The sequence below is a fragment of the Acinetobacter sp. ABJ_C4_1 genome, assembly GCF_044538495.1.
GTDB classification, from domain to species: Bacteria; Pseudomonadota; Gammaproteobacteria; order Pseudomonadales; family Moraxellaceae; genus Acinetobacter; species Acinetobacter nosocomialis_A.
In genome coordinates this window covers 196,738-214,007 of record NZ_JBIUCQ010000003.1, presented here as the reverse complement: position 1 = coordinate 214,007, position 17,270 = coordinate 196,738, and the positions used below count along the sequence as shown (strand labels likewise).

Genomic DNA, 17,270 nt, shown 5'->3' with positions numbered 1-17,270 from the left:
ACAGTCCCTAATCAGGAGAATACTCATGCATACAGTAGCTAGATTCAACATTGCTCTCTACCAAAGTGGGGGCTTTGCGGGTATTTAAGTTGCCCCGTTTGAGTATTCGTGCGCATCAATTTAATTGATGCGTCCTGTTTTAAAGATAACATTTAGGAATGTAGACATCATGGCTCGCCAAACCCCAATTACTCGTTACCGTAACATCGGTATCTCTGCGCACATTGACGCAGGTAAAACAACTACAACTGAACGTATTTTGTTCTACACAGGTGTATCTCACAAAATTGGTGAAGTACACGACGGTGCAGCAACAATGGACTGGATGGAACAAGAGCAAGAGCGTGGTATTACAATTACCTCTGCTGCTACAACTTGTTTCTGGTCTGGTATGGCTAACCAATTCCAACAACACCGTATCAACGTAATTGATACACCGGGACACGTAGACTTCACAATCGAAGTTGAACGTTCTATGCGTGTTCTTGACGGTGCGTGCATGGTTTACTGTGCAGTTGGTGGTGTACAGCCTCAGTCTGAAACTGTATGGCGTCAAGCAAACAAATATAAAGTGCCTCGTTTAGCATTCGTGAACAAGATGGACCGTACTGGTGCAAACTTCTTCCGTGTTGTTGAACAAATGAAAACACGTTTGGGCGGTAACCCTGTGCCAATCGTTGTGCCAATCGGTGCTGAAGACACATTCCAAGGTGTTGTTGACCTTATCGAAATGAAGGCAATCATCTGGGATGAAGCTTCTCAAGGTATGAAGTTTGAATACGGTGATATTCCTGCTGACCTAGTTGATACTGCTCAAGAATGGCGTACTAACATGGTTGAAGCAGCTGCTGAAGCTTCTGAAGAATTAATGGACAAGTACCTAGAAGAAGGTGATCTTTCTAAAGAAGACATCATCGCTGGTTTACGTGCTCGTACATTAGCTTCTGAAATTCAAGTAATGCTTTGTGGTTCTGCGTTCAAAAACAAAGGTGTTCAACGTATGTTGGACGCTGTAATTGAATTCTTACCATCACCTACAGAAGTTAAAGCGATCGAAGGTATCCTTGACGACAAAGACGAAACTAAAGCGTCTCGTGAAGCATCTGACGAAGCTCCGTTCTCTGCGCTTGCGTTCAAAATCATGAACGACAAATTCGTAGGTAACTTAACATTCGTACGTGTTTACTCTGGTGTTCTTAAACAAGGTGATCCGGTTTATAACCCAGTTAAATCTAAGCGTGAACGTATCGGCCGTATCGTGCAAATGCACGCGAACGAGCGTCAAGATCTTGAAGAAATCCGTGCAGGTGATATCGCAGCGTGTGTAGGTCTTAAAGACGTTACAACTGGTGATACATTATGTGATGAGAAAAACATCATTACTCTTGAGCGTATGGAATTCCCAGAGCCAGTAATTTCATTGGCTGTTGAACCAAAAACTAAAGCAGACCAAGAAAAAATGTCTATCGCTTTAGGTCGTTTGGCGAAAGAAGATCCATCGTTCCGTGTACGTACTGATGAAGAATCTGGTCAAACAATTATTGCTGGTATGGGTGAGCTTCACCTTGACATCATCGTTGACCGTATGAAGCGTGAATTCGGTGTTGAAGCGAATATCGGTAAACCAATGGTTGCTTATCGTGAAACGATTAAGAAAACTGTTGAGCAAGAAGGTAAATTCGTACGTCAAACTGGTGGTAAAGGTAAATTCGGTCACGTATATGTTCGTTTAGAACCGCTTGACGTTGAAGCTGCTGGTAAAGAATACGAATTCGCTGAAGAAGTTGTTGGTGGTGTAGTACCTAAAGAATTCTTCGGTGCAGTTGATAAAGGTATTCAAGAACGTATGAAGAATGGTGTCTTGGCTGGTTACCCAGTTGTAGGCGTTAAAGCTGTTCTTTTCGATGGTTCTTACCACGATGTCGACTCTGACGAATTGTCGTTCAAAATGGCTGGTTCTTATGCCTTCCGTGATGGTTTCATGAAAGCGGATCCTATCCTTCTTGAACCTATCATGAAAGTTGAAGTAGAAACTCCAGAAGACTACATGGGCGATATCATGGGTGACTTAAACCGTCGTCGTGGTATGGTTCAAGGTATGGACGATCTTCCTGGTGGAACAAAAGCAATTAAAGCAGAAGTTCCTCTTGCTGAGATGTTTGGTTACGCGACTCAAATGCGTTCTATGTCTCAAGGTCGTGCGACTTACTCAATGGAATTTGCTAAATATGCTGAAACTCCACGTAACGTGGCTGAAGGCATCATTGCTAAATTCCAAGCTGGCGGTAAAAAAGGTGACGACGAGTAATCTTTCGATTACTATAAGCCCTAACTAATTCTTAGTTGAAAACCAAGTGCTCATGGGGTGACCCTCCATGAGTAGTTAATAAAGGAAGATCATCATGGCTAAAGCCAAGTTTGAACGTAATAAACCACACGTAAACGTGGGTACAATCGGTCACGTTGACCATGGTAAAACAACTTTAACTGCTGCGATTGCAACTATTTGTGCAAAAACTTACGGCGGTGAAGCGAAAGATTACTCACAAATCGACTCAGCACCTGAAGAAAAAGCACGTGGTATTACAATTAATACTTCACACGTAGAATACGATTCTCCAATTCGTCACTACGCACACGTTGACTGCCCGGGCCACGCCGATTACGTTAAAAACATGATCACTGGTGCTGCTCAGATGGACGGCGCGATCCTTGTATGTGCTGCGACTGACGGTCCAATGCCACAAACTCGTGAACACATCCTTCTTTCTCGTCAGGTTGGTGTACCTTACATCATCGTATTCTTAAACAAATGCGACCTTGTTGATGACGAAGAATTACTTGAATTAGTAGAAATGGAAGTTCGTGAACTTCTTTCTACTTACGACTTCCCAGGTGATGACACTCCAGTAATCCGTGGTTCAGCTCTTGCTGCTCTTAACGGTGAAGCAGGTCCTTACGGTGAAGAATCAGTTCTTGCTCTTGTAGCAGCTCTTGACTCTTACATCCCAGAACCAGAACGTGCTATCGACAAAGCATTCTTAATGCCAATCGAAGACGTATTCTCAATCTCTGGTCGTGGTACAGTAGTAACAGGCCGTGTAGAATCTGGTATCGTTAAAGTTGGTGAAGAAGTAGAGATCGTTGGTATTAAAGATACAGTTAAAACAACTGTAACTGGCGTAGAAATGTTCCGTAAACTTCTTGACGAAGGCCGTGCAGGCGAGAACTGTGGTGTATTACTTCGTGGTACTAAGCGTGAAGACGTACAACGTGGTCAAGTACTTGCTAAACCAGGTACAATCAAGCCGCACACTAAATTCGATGCAGAAGTATACGTACTTTCTAAAGAAGAAGGTGGTCGTCACACTCCATTCTTAAATGGTTACCGTCCACAGTTCTATTTCCGTACAACTGACGTAACTGGTGCGATCCAGTTGAAAGAAGGCGTTGAAATGGTAATGCCTGGTGACAACGTTGAAATGTCAGTAGAATTAATCCACCCAATCGCAATGGACCCAGGTCTACGTTTTGCGATCCGTGAAGGTGGTCGTACTGTAGGTGCTGGTGTTGTTGCGAAAGTAACTGCATAATCACTTTTCAGTGAAAAAAGCGCTCCTTTTGGGGCGCTTTTTTTATGCTTAATTGTTCGACAATTCAATAGAAAGCTGGCCTTAACTGATACTTCAATGTCCCTATTTGCACTTAAGCCTTTTTATTAAGTTTGTATGATAAGAATCAAGAAAACGAACAATAAAGTTTAAGTAACTATGGTTACTAGCAAGGAGCTTTCACTATGAACGCTAAAGTAAATATTACGAATCGTGCTGGAGCAAGCTTTCCTGTACGTCGTATGAACTTTGACTTTAATGATGTACCAGAATACTGGATGGATGGTTCTGCTGGGCTTACGCATTTTATGACAGCATTATCGGCGCTATTTCCTGCTGGTGAGAAGTTCTTTATAGATAGCGTACGTGCGGTGCGTTATCACCCAGCGATTAAAGACAATGAAGAGCTACAAAAAGAAATTAGTGCTTTCATTGGTCAAGAGGCGATGCATACCCAAGAGCATGTCAATTTTAATGCATCTGCACAAAAGTTTGGCCATGATGTCGAAACGTTGGAAAAATTTACTGATACAGCTATTCAGACTGCGCGTAAGACTTTTGCAAAGATCGTAAAACCATTTGGTATGACGCAAGAAATGGTAGATTTAACTGCGACTACGGCTCTTGAGCATTTTACTGCAACGATTGCATCTCAGCTTTTAGTTAATACCCATATTCAAGAGCTTATGACAGATAAAACAATGTCAACCATGTGGTATTGGCATGCAATAGAAGAAAATGAGCATAAAGCCGTTGCTTTTGATGTGTACGAGGGTGTATTCGGTAAAGGTGTTAAAGCTTATGCATTACGCACAAGCTCACTTGTATTTGCGATGGCGCTTATTTTCGCAATTCAATCTTCGTTTGTGCTACGTCTTTTAAGACAAGATAAAAAATTAAACTTAGACGAATTGTCTGTGATTTATAAATATGGTTATAGCCCATCCAAAGGTATTATTACGGGCATGGCTAAAGAGATGTTGGCTTATTTTAAACCAGGCTTTCATCCTAATGATTTAGACACAGTGGGTCTATTAAAAACATGGAAAGCCAAACTGGGGCTTTAAGTGAAAAACAACGTGAAAAGGACTGTTAGCAGTCCTTTTTTGTTGTCTTGAATCTACTGCTCATTTTTAAAAATGATAGGTATTCATTTTGCTCCAGAAAGGGGCTAGTAATGACCTCATCTGATAATTTGCTGTCCTCATCTGCACTTAAATAGCGCTTTTAAAGGCGTATTATTATAAATATTAAGAAAATAAATAAGGATATAAGTGAATTGATGGTTCACTTAAAGGAGTCTGACATGAATGCTAAAGTAAATATTTCTAATCGTGCTGGAGCAAGCTTCCCTGTACGTCGTATGGACTTTGAATTTGCTCAAGTCCCACGCTATTGGGCAAATTACGATGCAGGATTAACTCACTTTATGACAGCATTATCGGCTCTTTTTCCTGAAGGCGAGCAGTTCTTTGTAAATAGTACGCGTGCAGTGCGAAATGATCCTAAATTAGCTGACCCAGCTCTTCAAAAAGAAATAAGTGCTTTTATTGGTCAGGAAGCTATGCATTCTAAAGAACATTTAGCTTTTAATGCTTCTGCGCAAGCATATGGATATGATGTTCGCAAAATGGAAAAGCAAACAGGTACAGTCATTAAAATGGGGACAGCAGTTGTAACCAAGTTAATGAAACCTTTTGGTTATACTAAAGAGATGATTGATTTAACCGGTACTTGCGCTTTAGAACATTTTACATCGACGATTGCAGCTGAACTTTTACAAAATCCTGAAATTCAAGCCATGTTCCAAGATGACACCATGTATCACTTATGGATGTGGCACGCGGTAGAAGAAAATGAACATAAAGCTGTGGCATTTGATGTGTATACAAGTATGTATGGGCAAGGGCCAAAAGCTTATTTTATGCGCTCAACTGCTTTAATTATTGCAATGGCTTTAATCTTCGCAACTCAATCTTATTTTACTGCTAAATTACTCAAGACTGATGACAAATTAACTTGGAAAGACACCAAGTACATGCTTAAGTTTATGTATGGCCGTAAAGGTTTTATGACACGTCAAATTCCAGAGTTACTTGATTTCTTAAGACCAAAATTTCATCCAAATGATTCGGATACAACGGCTTTATTAGCAACTTGGCGTGAAAAGTTAGGGCTTTAACAAACGTATTAAAAAAAGAGCAATTTAATTGCTCTTTTTTTTGCTCGTTTTTTCTATTTAAGTTTCTATAATACGTTTACTTTGAAATCTGAAAGTGTGTTGAAACTCATGATTCGTACTATGCAAGCCTCCGATATTGATAGTGTTGCTCAAATTGAGAAGCTTGTTCAGACACATCCATGGTCTAGGCAGCAATTTGTAGAGTCTGTGAACTCTTATCAATGTACGGTAATTGAGTTAAATAATAAGGTTGTTGGTTTTTGTATTTTACAACCTGTGTTAGATGAAGCGAATTTATTGCTTATGGCAATTCATCCTGAAATGCAAGGTAAAGGCTTGGGATATCAATTGTTAGATGCATCGATTGAGCGCTTAGAAAATCAACCTGTACAGATTTTTTTAGAGGTTCGTGAAAGTAATAAAGCAGCCATTGGTTTATACGAAAAAACAGGTTTTCATCAAATTGATGTGCGTCGCAATTATTACCCAACTCAAGAGGGTGGGCGTGAAAATGCCGTTATTATGGTAAAAAGCTGTACCGACGATTTTGCGTCTTTATTTTAAAATGGCTGTCTTGCTGCGGACTTAACAACAAGACAGAATCGAGCTATTTAATAATTAAATTATTCCACTCAGAAGGTAATGTCGTCATGAGTGAATTACCTAACTGGTTGATCTCTTCAGGCGATAATGATCGATTTAAGCGGCGCCATTGTCCGTCTAGTAAAAGTTCTAGGGGTGTATATTGAGATTTATAATTCATTTTGGCTGAGTGTGGCACCCAATAGCCTAAGTAAAGATATTCTAAACCAAGTGATTTTACATATTCGATCTGATTCAGAATCGAATAAACACCTAAAGATCTTCGGTGTTCATCAGGATCAAAGAATGTATAGACCGCAGATAATCCATCATCCATTAAATCACAAGTAGAAACGCTAATAAGACGGTTATCTTTCCATAGTTCCAAGAAGAAACTATCTGTACAGCTATGAACTAGAAATTTTTCAAACTGATCTAAACTTGGTGGAAACATATCACCATCGGCATGGCGCTCGTTAATGTAACGTTCATATAAATCATAATGAATTTGTGCAGCTTGCCGTGTTGGCAGAACAGTCATGGTAAGGTCTTGATTTCGTTTCCATGCTTTTTTTTGCATACTGTTCATTTGGAAGTCGGCAACTGGTACACGACAAGACAAACACTGTCTGCATAAATGACATTCAGGACGATATACAAAGTCACCACTACGACGAAAACCTAATCGCGATAACTCTGAAAGAGTCACCACATCAATTCGGTGAATCGGGTCTAAAAAGACCATACGTGCTGACTTATTTTCTAAATAGCTGCAATCGTGAGGTGGGGTAATATAATATTGCAGATCATTTAAAAGGGACTTCGGGTGATATGATTTCATGATTGGTCCCTCCTGTTATCATTCCATTAATTTTGCATTTAATGCTATTGTTTTACTTGAAAATACACGTTCTTGATACTTTTTCCAATTGATAGAGGGGTGAATAATTACATCTTGTAACGATTTAAGATATTCCTGCCGAGAAAGTGTACAAGCCCCAAGACTAATTAAGTGACTATTTACAAGTTGGCAGTCAACCCAAGGAAGCTGATTTTCTTTACCAATTAACATTAAAGTATAAAAAGCCATTTTAGAAACATCGGTTTGGGTACTAAACATAGACTCGCCAAAGCAACCCTTACCGATCGTTACCCCATATAAACCACCTACGAGCTGTTCGTCTTGCCAAACTTCTACGCTATAGCCATAACCTGCATTAAACAACGCACAATATCCCTGAATAATATCTTCGCTAATCCAAGTTTCATTGGCATAACTTCGAGGTAGTGAACATGAACGTATGACCTGTTCAAAAGCACGATTTACCGTAATAGTGTAATCATACTTTTTCATATTCCGAATGAGCGATTTACTTGGTTTATAGTTTTGAGGATAAATCACACAGCGTGGTTGAGGGCTCCACCAACAAATAGGTTCATCTTCATTAAACCAAGGGAAAAGTCCATGGGTGTATGCTTCATAGAGCGTAGAAGGGGAGAGGTCAGCACCAATACAAATTAGACCATGACCATCTGGATCGGCTTCCTCTGGATCTGGGAAAATATATTGAGATAGAGGTAGTGTGTTCATAAGACTAAAATAATGTGTGCTTAAGGGTTATGCTATAAAAATTAATTTGACGCAGCCACTAATTATTATAAATTATAAAAAAACAGCCGTTTTAAAACGGCTGTTTGAAATATCTAAACTTAAAGATTATCTAGATATTTTTCTGCATCTAATGCTGCCATACAGCCTGAACCAGCTGAAGTAATGGCTTGGCGGTAGATACTGTCAGCCACATCACCCGCAGCGAAAACACCTGCTACAGAAGTTGCTGTTGCATTACCTGAAGTACCGCTTTGTACTTGAATATAACCATCACGTAAGTTTAACTGGCCTTCAAACATTCCAGTATTTGGCTTGTGACCAATGGCAACGAATAAGCCTTGAACTTGTACATCTTGTTTGCTTTCATCTTTTGTAGATTTTAAGCGAACACCTGTTACACCAGTATTGTCGCCAAGAACTTCTTCAACTTCATGGTTCCAAACGATGCTGATTTTGCCTTCTTTTTCTTTAGCAAATAAGTGATCTTGCAAAATCTTTTCAGAGCGTAAAGAATCGCGGCGATGAACTAGCGTTACATGTTCAGCAATATTTGATAAATAAAGCGCTTCTTCAACAGCGGTGTTACCACCACCTACAACCATTACTTTTTGGTTCTTATAGAAGAAACCGTCACATGTTGCACATGCGCTCACGCCTTGGCCCATAAACTTTTGTTCAGACTCTAAACCAAGGTATTGAGCTGTCGCTCCAGTTGCAATAATTAATGCATCACAAGTGTACTCATCCATATCACCTTTAAGAACAAAAGGACGTACATTTAAGTCCACTTCATTAATATGGTCATAGACGAGTTCAGTACCGAAGCGTTCAGCATGTGCTTGCATACGGTCCATTAAAGCAGGACCAGTCAAACCTTCAGGATCGCCCGGCCAGTTGTCAACTTCGGTTGTCGTTGTAAGTTGGCCGCCAAGTTGTAAACCAGCAATAAGTGTTGGTTTAAGATTTGCACGTGCTGCATATACAGCTGCACTATAACCCGCAGGACCAGAACCGAGAATAATTAACCGAGAATGACGAGCACTCATTGAGGGTATCCTTATTTATTTCGAGAATTTTGAAAATTATACGTGAAATTGCCGACCAATAGCGTGAAATCAATGTGGATAATATTGATCAGGACAATCGAATTAAGTTATATAACAATATAGAAGAGCCTTATGTTAACAACAACTGTAAAGAATCATGCACCTTTTTTGTAAGAACAGGTGCATAATATAAAGTTCATTCGTTGAAGATCTGAAATGTAGATCTTCACATCTCTAAACCAATAATTAAATGGGTTACAGGACAGTATATGACTGCGGTGTCAAGTGTTTATGCACAGCGCTTATTGATGACATTATTCTTGGTCTCTTTTGGTATTTATATGTTTCTGGCGACAGTAACATATACGCCATTTGATCCGGGCTGGATGCATATTTCAAGTGATACTCAGCAAGTATCCAATGCAAGTGGTATTGCCGGTGCATGGATTGCAGATTTGCTGTTTGGCTTTTTAGGTTGGGCAAGTTTACTTATTCCAATTTTTCTATTTGTTGAAGCCATCCAAGTATGGTGGCCGCATAGTTTTCTAAACCGTCCATTCCGTTATGCTGCTCAATTCTTCTTAATTCTTGTTGTGTCGAGTTTGCTTTACTTACATTGGAATGTACCCGCAGATACTTTAGATAATGCGGCAGGCGGGATTATTGGTTATGAATTGGGACAAAGCTTATCTCAACTGTTAACGATTTATGGTGCGACCTTATTTTTATTGGTTTTCGGAGTGGTATTGTTCACTTTGGCATTTGGGGTGCAGTGGAGCAAAACATGGGTTACGCTCAAAGCGATGCCAAGTTATTTACAAGATTTATTCTATAAGAACGTATCGCCAAATGAATCTGCTTATGACTTAACTACACAGCCTGCAAATAAAACAGCAACGGTAAAAGTTGCCGAGATGCCTAAAGCTGAAGTTAGTGATGAAGCAGAGCTAAATGTTCAGTCAGAAAAAACTCAAGCCAAAGCTAGCTCTACACGACACGATGAAATGGCGGAGCGTTTATTTGCCGATGTGTTAGCGAAAGAGCAAAGTCAGCCTGAAACTTTTGAAGAAAAACCAGCTCCTCAGACAGAAAACTTTGAGCGTACACTTGAACAAGCTCAACAGCTTAAAAAAGACAGTGAGCGTTTAGTGGCGACAGGTGAGGTTTGGCGTGCTTTACAGCGCGATGATGCCAGTCATAAGCAAGAAATTGATGCGTTGTTAAGAGCTGCGGATGATTCAAACGAACATCCAAGTCATGAGCAATTCCAAGAAATGGCTTATCAGGCTAAACAAGCACAACCTCAAGCATCGAATAGTCATCAAGGTTTAGATTGGAATGATGATGAGATTTTTGATGAATTACTTGCTGCAGTTCCAAACAGTAAAACTGCTACCGATGTGCATACGCCGTTCGTTCAAGATCATCATGTTGAATCAGCAGTAGCACCGCAAACACCTCATCCATCAGTTGAAACATCTGTACCTGTATCAAATTTAAATCAGTCACCTAAAAACTTATCAAATGAACAGGTGTTTGATGATTTCGATGACTTATTAATTGATGAAGATATCGCTCCAGCAACTCAACCGATCAAAGCAAGTAGCTATGCGCAGTCTTCAGCATTTGTAAAAGCACCTATTCAAACTACGATTGGTGCAGAGAAGCTTTCAAAAGAAGAATTTATTGAAGCTTGGCAAGAAACTGCCGGAAAGCCAGAAGACAATCTTGAAGATGAGTTCGATTTTGATGCGCCATTAACTGATGCATCAGGCCGACCAATGTCTCGTGCAATGCAGGTAGCCAAGAAGCGTTTAGATTTGCCAACATTACCGGGCTTTGAACTGCTTGATAAGGTTGATCCAAATAAGAAAGTTAACTTTACTGAAGAGCAGCTTTCTCGTTTGTCTGAATTGCTTGAGATTAAATTACAAGAGTTTAATGTTAAGGCTCAGGTGGTTGAAGCTCAGCCAGGACCAGTTGTTACGCGTTTTGAATTAGATTTAGCACCGGGTGTTAAAGCATCTAAAGTGACTAATATTTCCCGTGACTTGGCGCGTTCAATGTCTATGGCTTCTGTGCGTGTTGTAGAAGTTATTCCGGGTAAACCATATATTGGTATTGAAGTACCAAACAGTGCCCGTGAAATGGTACGTTTGATCGAGCTATTGGAAACTCCAACATATCGTGACCCAAGTGCACTCATTAGCATGGCAATGGGTAAAGATATTTCGGGTAATCCAGTATTAACCGATTTAGCAAAAGCACCGCATATGTTGGTTGCGGGTACTACAGGTTCGGGTAAATCTGTTGCAGTTAACTCGATGATTTTGTCGATGTTACTTAAGTATACGCCAGACCAATTGCGTCTGATTTTAATTGATCCGAAACAGCTTGAATTGGCTAACTATAACGATATTCCGCATTTATTAACGCCTGTAGTCACTGACATGAAAGATGCAGTTAGTGCATTAAACTGGTGTGTAAATGAAATGGAACGCCGTTATAAACTTATGTCGTTCCTTAAAATTCGTAAGTTAAGTGACTACAACCGAAAAGTTGAAGAAGCAATTGCGAATGGGGAAGACTTGATTGATCCAACATGGAAGCCAAGTGATTCAGCGACACAAGAGCGTGCACCTCGTTTAACGCCGTTACCATCAATTGTAATTGTGGCGGATGAGTTTGCCGACATGATCATGCAGGTAGGTAAGAAAGCAGAAGAAATGATTACGCGTTTGGCGCAAAAATCTCGTGCTGCCGGTATTCACCTTTTACTTGCAACTCAGCGTCCATCGGTAGATGTTATTACGGGTCTTATTAAAGCCAATATTCCAACGCGTGTAGCTTTACGTGTAAACAGTAAAATCGACTCACGTACTATTTTGGATGCAGGTGGTGCAGAAGACTTGTTAGGTCATGGTGATATGCTGTTCTTAGGGCCAGGTAAGATTGAGCCAGAACGTGTACATGGTGCATTTATTAGTGATGATGAAGTTAACCGCATTTGTGACGCATGGCGTGAACGTGGTGAACCAGACTACGTAGATGAAATCTTAACGCCATTTGATGAAGAACCTGCATCTCGTGGCTTTGAAGAAGGTGAGGGTGGTTCAGACCGTGATGCACTTTATGACCAATGTGTATCGTTTGTCCTAGAAACTCGCAAAGCATCTACATCTTCATTACAGCGTAAGTTTAGCCTAGGTTATAACCGTGCTGCCCGTATTATCGACCAAATGGAAGAGAACGGTATTGTGAGTGCTATGGGTGCCAATGGTAAGCGAGATATTTTAGTTTAATATCTTCACTTGAAATTAAGCCTCTTCGGAGGCTTTTTTTGTGGTTAAAAATAATAGCTCTGAACTGAGAGTTTGAGATTTTATCAAATAGTAAAAAATGCTAATGTGTGCTTCTAAATAAAAAACAATGAAACAAATCAGGAGGACAACATGTTAGTCGCGTTAATTACGTTAGCTTTTATTCATTTTTGTGCGCTTATTACTCCAGGGCCTGATTTCTTTCTGGTATCGCAGACCGCAGTGAGCCGATCTCGTAAAGAAGCCATGCTGGTTGTTGCAGGAATAACAGCAGGCGTTATGTTTTGGGCATCTTTAGCACTGATGGGCTTAAATATTATTTTTGAGAAAATGGCTTGGTTAAAGCAAGGTTTACTCATCGCAGGTGGTTTGTACCTATGTTGGTTAGGTTATCAAATGTTGCGTTCAGCATTTTCAAAAAATCAGCAGGAAGAGGTTACGGCTGTTGAGTTGCCTAAAGCACCTTACTTATTTTTTATGAAAGGATTACTCACCAATTTATCGAATCCGAAAGCTGTGATTTATTTTGGTAGTGTGTTCTCTTTATTTTTAGCTAACCCTCAGCTTGATCAAGTTCATTGGTTGCTTTTTATTATTGTGTCAGTTGAAACGATTTTATGGTTTTGCTTTGTGACGTTTATTTTCTCGTTACCGAGTTTCAGAGTGGCTTACCGTAATTTTTCAAAATGGATTGATGGTATTTCCGGTGGTATTTTTACTGTATTCGGTATTTTCCTGATTGGAAACCGATAAATCCAGACAATAAAAAAAAGCCTCTTTAAGAGGCTTTTTTTAATTACTAAATTTTAGATCACTTATATAGGAATGATATAACAAAACCGATAAAAATCAGTAGCCACATAATAGAACCTATAATAATTAAAATGATTTGAGAGGTATTGAATTTCTCTTGCTCAATTGTCGTTACTATTTGTTTTTGTGCATAGTTCAGTGCTTTAAATGCGGGTATTAAAAATATAATGTCGCAGAGAGAGATGAGCCAATAAGGATCAGGTAAGTAAACCAGTAAAGTTGTAATGAGATATGCTAAATACATCCAGCCTGACGAGAAGTCATTAATATACCCTTGTTCTTTTGCATAGTTTTTTATGCGATTAAATAGTGAATATAAAAAGAATATAGAAAAAACTGCACGAGCAGCAGGCATAATATTTAATTTATCTTTGATTAGAAAAAATCGCCATGCTTTAAATATCCACCAAATTTGGTATAGACCAAAAGAAATAAAGGATAGAAAGATAAACTTATTAACGCTAATAACTTTTAAATTTTCTATATGATTTGATTGGATAGATTGTGTTTGATTTAAATTAATAGGTTCTGGATTCATGAATTTATATTTGGAATGAAATAGTGCTGATGACTTTAAGATTATTTTTTATAAAAGTAAATAATTTAGATATTTGAATAAACCACATAATCTATCTACTAAGTTTTACAAGATAGATTATGCAGTCTTATTCAAATAAAAAGCTTAAGCAAACTTTGCTAAAACTTCTAAAAATGGGGCTGATTGACGCGGAAATTTAGCAATCACGTCATGAATACGTTCGCCTTCAGGGTTTGTTGCATTAATGTCTCGTCCATCTGCAACAAATTTAGTCAAAAGACGCTCATAGTCATTTGGACGCATATGTTTGAAAGCATGGTAGAGCACGTGAAAATCTGCGTTCACACCATTTGGAGGAAGTTGGTTGAGGTAGGCAAAAACACGCTCATCGGACCATTCTTCATTGAAAGTTGCTGGCTGTGATAATGCCATGACAATCTCCTCATTTTAAAAAAGGCAAAATAACTTGCGTTATTTTGCCTTGATTCTGATTTGTTGAATAGTCAGAAATAGAATTATCGTTCTTCAGGTAAATTGATATTCATTTCTAACATTTCGATATTTGCTTCAGAACGAACTTGCATTTGGATATGCTGTTCGCCTACACCGCTTACATAACGACTTACCACCTGCATGATTTCTTTCTTCATTTGGTCAATCTTGTCTTGGCTTAAACGACGGCCTAAACCTTGTTCTGATGCAACAATAACTTTTAAACGATCTTTGGCAGTTTGAGCACTTGATGGTTTTTCTTCACTGCTAAATAATTTACTCCAGAATCCTGCCATATCTACGCTCCAAATAGTCGTGCTAACCAGCCTTTAGGTTGAGCTGTGATGTGTCGATAAGGGCGGTCTTCGCCAAGAAAGCGAGCAACCAAGTCATCATACGCTTGTCCAGCTTTAGTTTCTGAATACAGAATAACTGGCTTACCTTCGTTTGATGCTTGTAATACACTTGGACATTCCGGAATAACACCTAATGTCGGTACGCGTAAAATATCTTTAGAAATATCATCAATCGTCAGCATTTCCTGACGGTCAGCACGTTCAGGGTTAAAACGTGTAATACATAAATGCTTACGTATACGTCCTTCGTTGTGTTCAACTTTTTTAGTTTTGCTGTCTAACATTCCGATGATGCGGTCAGAGTCACGTACTGAAGAAATTTCAGGGTTTGTCACAATGATTGCTTCATCTGCATGGTACATTGCTAAAATTGCACCACGCTCGATCCCCGCAGGTGAGTCACAAATAATGTAATCAAATTCTTGAGCAAGCTCATCAATTACACGAGCAACACCTTCGTCGCTCAAAGCATCTTTATCACGGGTTTGTGAAGCCGGCAAAATATAAAGGTTTTCGATATCTTTATCGCGAATAAGGGCTTGTTGCAGACGTGCTTCATTGTTAATTACATTGACGAAATCATAAACAACACGACGCTCACACCCCATAATTAAATCAAGGTTACGTAAGCCTACATCAAAGTCAATCACAACAGTTTTATGACCACGAAGGGCTAAACCTGTTGCAAAAGATGCACTCGTTGTAGTTTTACCTACACCACCTTTGCCTGATGTTACGACAACAATTTTGGCCACCGAATCCACTCCTATTATGGTCATACATACACCCTTAAAAGGGCTGTTTTTTGGTGATTTGTTTAATAAACTAAAGTTCTAGAGCTTCAAATTCAAGCTCTTGCTTTTCATTTAAATAAATATGTACTGGCTTTTTTAGCACATGTTTAGGGATATCATCTGCGACACAATATGTTCCGGCAATGGAAACGAGTTCAGCCTCTAAAGATTGGCAAAAAATGCGTGCAGCAGCGTGCCCACCCGCACCAGCAATGACTCTACCACGAACCGTGCCATAAATATGTATATTTCCTGAAGCAATCACTTCAGATCCACTATTCATGCCAGCTTTTAAAATAATATCGCCTTGGTCTTGTACAAGAGATTGGCCTGTACGCAAAATTTCATCATGATAAGAGGTAATATGGGCAACTGCATTATTATTTAGTGGTTTTTTTGTTTCTGGTGAAGCTTGAGCTGGTGCTGGTTTCTCTACAATTGCAACTTGCTCCGCAGTTGCTTTAATGCGTTGTAATGGCTGGTCGGCTGGTAATACAGGGAACTGAATGGCGCGTGCTTCATCACCTAAAATGCCGTCAATGACCGCCATAGGTTGCAAACCTAAGCTAACTAACAGCTGAATTAAAGCAATAAGCTCTTGCTCAACTGTACTATCTATAATAACGACAGTTCCCTGATAGGAACCTTCATTTAGAATATTTGATAATTGCTGGCGGATCACATCATGATCATTCGTATCGAAGGTTATCCTGCTAAAGTTAACCATTCTGCCGGTAATCCGGATATCAGCCATAAGTCTTCCTTCAAGGCGTTAAAACGAGCTGTAATATCGTTAAGTTTATTGTAAATAGAGCAAATGCTAGAACAAATCGTGCCAATTCTCTAGCGTGTTTCATAAAAAATTAAGTAAATGCTTATTCTTTGATTCGATCACGCTCCGCAAGGGTTTGTTGCCATTGTTTGACTTTAACTTGTTTACGAATTGCTTCAAGACTTTCAAATACCACAGACTCGACAAGTTGCTCAAGCTCACGGTTATTAATATTCACGTTACTTATTTTTTCTGAAATTAATTGATACGTCGCATTGGGCTGATCTTTTGATCCTTCAATTAAAGGTTCAATTAAACCGGCACTGATATTTTCACCGAGTCGCTGACCAATACTTTGAATTTGCTGTTCGATACGGCTACCCACTAAAGGAATTAAGCGTAATAATTGGGTTAACTCCGGCGTATCTTCTATTGCCTGATCAACAATTTGTCCCACACCTTTTGTGATTACAGGTTTTTGTTCTTTTAGAGCAGTTGCTAAAGATTCTTGCAATATAGAGGTTAGGGTAATCGTAAATTGTTCGCGATGATGATTAACCAACTCATGAATAATTTGCTTATGTGTTGAGCTAGTTTGAAGCTCATTACGAATGCCATCAATAACCGTAATAACAACACGGTCAGATAGCTCTTCCATAACAACACGATAATAAAATAGCCCAGTTTTTCTCCAGCTTTCCGGAATAACAGGATAGCCTAGTTCATATAAGCGATACGCGATAATGCCAGCACGAAATAAACGTAAAAAACGTAACTGAGGAATGATGGCTAAAATTTCATACCAGTGAATGAATGGAAAGAAAAACCAACGTTTATGATGTTTATAAACAATAGAAATGCCCCAGCGGACAACAAATTCAGTGATTAAAAAGCCAATAAACCAAGCTTCAGTTGTAATTACCCAAGGGTGTAAATAAGTTTTATAAAAGATGAGTACTTGGGGCAGGTGAATATGTTCAAAAAACCATGCCCCAATACTGCTCATTAAAAAGAAATTTGCTGCAAGACAGAACAGATTGAAAATAATGATAAACACCATAAAGATGTCATAAATCAAAAACAGCTTAAATGAAGCGCTGCTTGGGTCCATATGGTAATATTTTGCTTGTTTTCTGGAACTGTTTTGCATAG

General features: G+C 39.2%; 16 protein-coding genes. 7 read left to right on the top strand and 9 right to left on the bottom strand.

What is annotated here, in order from left to right; all coding sequences use genetic code 11:
• Window positions 1-169 precede the first annotated feature (169 nt).
• From fusA to rimI, 5 genes are all read left to right on the top strand, one after another.
• Window positions 170-2,308, top strand: coding sequence for an elongation factor G (gene fusA / locus ACIF8R_RS06245; RefSeq protein ID WP_263613080.1), 2,139 nt, complete (start codon window positions 170-172; stop codon window positions 2,306-2,308).
• Between the two features lie 94 nt (window positions 2,309-2,402).
• A complete protein-coding gene (tuf, locus tag ACIF8R_RS06240; protein WP_002157016.1) occupies window positions 2,403-3,593 on the top strand; it encodes an elongation factor Tu in 1,191 nt (396 codons plus the stop codon).
• 203 nt (window positions 3,594-3,796) lie between these two features.
• Window positions 3,797-4,678, top strand: coding sequence for a metal-dependent hydrolase (locus tag ACIF8R_RS06235; RefSeq protein ID WP_311086473.1), 882 nt, complete (start codon window positions 3,797-3,799; stop codon window positions 4,676-4,678).
• 239 nt (window positions 4,679-4,917) lie between these two features.
• The gene (locus ACIF8R_RS06230; protein ID WP_002052039.1) at window positions 4,918-5,793 is read left to right on the top strand and encodes a metal-dependent hydrolase; all 876 of its coding nucleotides are present in this window, start codon (window positions 4,918-4,920) and stop codon (window positions 5,791-5,793) included.
• Window positions 5,794-5,901: 108 nt separating this feature from the next.
• Window positions 5,902-6,357 carry a ribosomal protein S18-alanine N-acetyltransferase gene (gene rimI / locus ACIF8R_RS06225; RefSeq protein WP_396479751.1) on the top strand — a complete coding sequence of 152 codons (456 nt, stop codon included), beginning with the start codon at window positions 5,902-5,904 and terminating at the stop codon, window positions 6,355-6,357.
• 43 nt (window positions 6,358-6,400) lie between these two features.
• Here the strand turns inward: rimI and ACIF8R_RS06220 are convergent, their stop codons facing one another.
• From ACIF8R_RS06220 to trxB, 3 genes are all read right to left on the bottom strand, one after another.
• A complete protein-coding gene (locus ACIF8R_RS06220; RefSeq protein ID WP_002052085.1) occupies window positions 6,401-7,216 on the bottom strand; it encodes an arginyltransferase in 816 nt (271 codons plus the stop codon).
• Window positions 7,217-7,234: 18 nt separating this feature from the next.
• Window positions 7,235-7,966, bottom strand: a complete 732-nt coding sequence (aat, locus tag ACIF8R_RS06215) for a leucyl/phenylalanyl-tRNA--protein transferase (RefSeq protein ID WP_396463405.1) — start codon at window positions 7,964-7,966, stop codon at window positions 7,235-7,237.
• 119 nt (window positions 7,967-8,085) lie between these two features.
• A complete protein-coding gene (trxB, locus tag ACIF8R_RS06210) occupies window positions 8,086-9,033 on the bottom strand; it encodes a thioredoxin-disulfide reductase (RefSeq protein ID WP_396479748.1) in 948 nt (315 codons plus the stop codon).
• Window positions 9,034-9,302: 269 nt separating this feature from the next.
• Here trxB and ACIF8R_RS06205 point away from each other — a divergent pair, with 269 nt between their 5' ends.
• Complete coding sequence (locus ACIF8R_RS06205) at window positions 9,303-12,335, top strand: DNA translocase FtsK (RefSeq protein WP_396479746.1); 3,033 nt, start codon at window positions 9,303-9,305, stop codon at window positions 12,333-12,335.
• Window positions 12,336-12,485: 150 nt separating this feature from the next.
• The gene (rhtC, locus tag ACIF8R_RS06200) at window positions 12,486-13,106 is read left to right on the top strand and encodes a threonine export protein RhtC (protein ID WP_087606707.1); all 621 of its coding nucleotides are present in this window, start codon (window positions 12,486-12,488) and stop codon (window positions 13,104-13,106) included.
• Between the two features lie 58 nt (window positions 13,107-13,164).
• Here the strand turns inward: rhtC and ACIF8R_RS06195 are convergent, their stop codons facing one another.
• The 6 genes from ACIF8R_RS06195 to ACIF8R_RS06170 form a co-directional block, all read right to left on the bottom strand.
• Window positions 13,165-13,704, bottom strand: a complete 540-nt coding sequence (locus tag ACIF8R_RS06195) for a hypothetical protein (protein ID WP_396479744.1) — start codon at window positions 13,702-13,704, stop codon at window positions 13,165-13,167.
• Between the two features lie 144 nt (window positions 13,705-13,848).
• Window positions 13,849-14,136: a PA4642 family protein gene (locus ACIF8R_RS06190; protein ID WP_001218560.1), complete on the bottom strand. Its 288-nt coding sequence runs from the start codon at window positions 14,134-14,136 to the stop codon at window positions 13,849-13,851.
• An 83-nt stretch (window positions 14,137-14,219) separates the two neighbouring features.
• Window positions 14,220-14,492: a cell division topological specificity factor MinE gene (gene minE, locus ACIF8R_RS06185; RefSeq protein WP_000896934.1), complete on the bottom strand. Its 273-nt coding sequence runs from the start codon at window positions 14,490-14,492 to the stop codon at window positions 14,220-14,222.
• A gap of 2 nt (window positions 14,493-14,494) precedes the next feature.
• On the bottom strand, window positions 14,495-15,307 hold the full coding sequence (minD, locus tag ACIF8R_RS06180; protein ID WP_134262941.1) for a septum site-determining protein MinD: 813 nt from the start codon (window positions 15,305-15,307) through the stop codon (window positions 14,495-14,497).
• A 70-nt stretch (window positions 15,308-15,377) separates the two neighbouring features.
• On the bottom strand, window positions 15,378-16,100 hold the full coding sequence (gene minC / locus ACIF8R_RS06175) for a septum site-determining protein MinC (protein ID WP_396479742.1): 723 nt from the start codon (window positions 16,098-16,100) through the stop codon (window positions 15,378-15,380).
• Between the two features lie 121 nt (window positions 16,101-16,221).
• The gene (locus ACIF8R_RS06170) at window positions 16,222-17,268 is read right to left on the bottom strand and encodes a preprotein translocase subunit SecA (RefSeq protein ID WP_396479740.1); all 1,047 of its coding nucleotides are present in this window, start codon (window positions 17,266-17,268) and stop codon (window positions 16,222-16,224) included.
• Window positions 17,269-17,270: the final 2 nt, after the last annotated feature.

Excerpts from the sequence above, each read along its gene's own strand:
- ACIF8R_RS06195 (WP_396479744.1), bottom strand. The coding sequence starts at position 13,704 with ATGAATCCAGAACCTATTAATTTAAATCAAACACAATCTATCCAATCA.
- ACIF8R_RS06170 (WP_396479740.1), bottom strand. The coding sequence starts at position 17,268 with ATGCAAAACAGTTCCAGAAAACAAGCAAAATATTACCATATGGACCCA.
- tuf (WP_002157016.1), top strand. The coding sequence starts at position 2,403 with ATGGCTAAAGCCAAGTTTGAACGTAATAAACCACACGTAAACGTGGGT.
- fusA (WP_263613080.1), top strand. The coding sequence starts at position 170 with ATGGCTCGCCAAACCCCAATTACTCGTTACCGTAACATCGGTATCTCT.
- minE (WP_000896934.1), bottom strand. The coding sequence starts at position 14,492 with ATGGCAGGATTCTGGAGTAAATTATTTAGCAGTGAAGAAAAACCATCA.
- ACIF8R_RS06230 (WP_002052039.1), top strand. The coding sequence starts at position 4,918 with ATGAATGCTAAAGTAAATATTTCTAATCGTGCTGGAGCAAGCTTCCCT.
- rhtC (WP_087606707.1), top strand. The coding sequence starts at position 12,486 with ATGTTAGTCGCGTTAATTACGTTAGCTTTTATTCATTTTTGTGCGCTT.
- minC (WP_396479742.1), bottom strand. The coding sequence starts at position 16,100 with ATGGCTGATATCCGGATTACCGGCAGAATGGTTAACTTTAGCAGGATA.
- ACIF8R_RS06220 (WP_002052085.1), bottom strand. The coding sequence starts at position 7,216 with ATGAAATCATATCACCCGAAGTCCCTTTTAAATGATCTGCAATATTAT.
- ACIF8R_RS06190 (WP_001218560.1), bottom strand. The coding sequence starts at position 14,136 with ATGGCATTATCACAGCCAGCAACTTTCAATGAAGAATGGTCCGATGAG.
- rimI (WP_396479751.1), top strand. The coding sequence starts at position 5,902 with ATGATTCGTACTATGCAAGCCTCCGATATTGATAGTGTTGCTCAAATT.
- trxB (WP_396479748.1), bottom strand. The coding sequence starts at position 9,033 with ATGAGTGCTCGTCATTCTCGGTTAATTATTCTCGGTTCTGGTCCTGCG.
- ACIF8R_RS06235 (WP_311086473.1), top strand. The coding sequence starts at position 3,797 with ATGAACGCTAAAGTAAATATTACGAATCGTGCTGGAGCAAGCTTTCCT.
- aat (WP_396463405.1), bottom strand. The coding sequence starts at position 7,966 with ATGAACACACTACCTCTATCTCAATATATTTTCCCAGATCCAGAGGAA.
- ACIF8R_RS06205 (WP_396479746.1), top strand. The coding sequence starts at position 9,303 with ATGACTGCGGTGTCAAGTGTTTATGCACAGCGCTTATTGATGACATTA.